This is a genomic window from Longimonas halophila (assembly GCF_002554705.1).
Classification (GTDB): domain Bacteria; phylum Bacteroidota; class Rhodothermia; order Rhodothermales; family Salinibacteraceae; genus Longimonas; species Longimonas halophila.
On the sequence record NZ_PDEP01000029.1, the window covers coordinates 1 to 1,195 of the forward strand.

Consider the following 1,195-nt stretch of genomic DNA (forward strand, 5'->3'; position numbering starts at 1 on the left):
GTTAGTCAAGGATTTCGGTAACGACGCCGGCGCCCACGGTGTGCCCGCCTTCGCGGATCGCAAACCGCAGGCCCTCCTCCAGCGCAACCGGCTGGATCAGCTTCACCGTAAACGTTGCGTTGTCGCCCGGCATCACCATCTCGACGCCTTCCTCCAACTCAATGTCTCCGGTCACGTCCGTCGTCCGAAAGTAAAACTGCGGACGGTAGCCCGGGAAGAACGGCGTGTGCCGCCCGCCCTCGTCCTTCGACAGCACGTACACCTCGCACTCAAACTCCTTGTGCGGCGTCACCGAGCCCGGCTCCGCTACCACCATCCCGCGCGAGACATCCTCCTTCTTGATCCCGCGCAAGAGCAGCCCCGCGTTGTCGCCGGCCTCCCCTTCGTCCAAGGTCTTGTTGAACATCTCAATCCCCGTCACCGTCGAGGTCAGCTTCTCCTCTTCGATCCCGACAATGTCGACCTCGTCTCCGGTCTCAATTCGACCGCGCTCAATCCGGCCCGTTACCACCGTGCCACGGCCCGTGATCGAAAAGATGTCTTCCACCGGCATCAAAAACGACTTGTCCACGTCGCGCTCCGGCGTCGGAATGTACTCGTCCACCGCCGCCATCAGCTCCATGATCTTCGCTTCCGCATCCGCATCCGACTCCAGCGCCTTCAGCGCCGACCCGCGGATCACCGGGATTTCGTCGCCGGGAAACTCGTAGCTGGACAGCAGGTCGCGCACCTCCATGTCCACCAGTTCCAACAGTTCCTCGTCGTCAACGAGGTCCACCTTGTTCATGAACACCACCAAAAACGGCACGCCCACCTGCCGCGCCAGCAAGATGTGCTCGCGCGTCTGCGGCATCGGGCCGTCGGTCGCAGCCACTACCAAAATGGCGCCGTCCATCTGCGCTGCCCCCGTCACCATGTTCTTGACATAGTCCGCGTGGCCGGGGCAGTCGACGTGGGCGTAGTGCCGCGCCTCCGTCTCATATTCGACGTGCGAGGTCGCAATCGTGATTCCGCGCTCGCGCTCCTCCGGCGCGTTGTCAATCGAGTCAAACGTCCGCTCGGCTGCGCCGCCAACCTGCTCGGCCAGCACCTTCGTAATCGCCGCCGTCAACGTCGTCTTCCCGTGATCAACGTGCCCAATCGTCCCGATGTTGATGTGCGGCTTCTTCCGCTCAAATACCTCCTTCGCCATAAC

The 1,195-nt window shown here is 62.5% G+C and carries 1 protein-coding gene; it reads right to left on the bottom strand.

What is annotated here, in order from left to right:
• Position 1 precedes the first annotated feature (1 nt).
• Positions 2–1,192 (bottom strand): elongation factor Tu, encoded by a 1,191-nt coding sequence (tuf, locus tag CRI93_RS14955; RefSeq protein ID WP_098063531.1) that lies wholly within the window; start codon positions 1,190–1,192, stop codon positions 2–4.
• Positions 1,193–1,195: the final 3 nt, after the last annotated feature.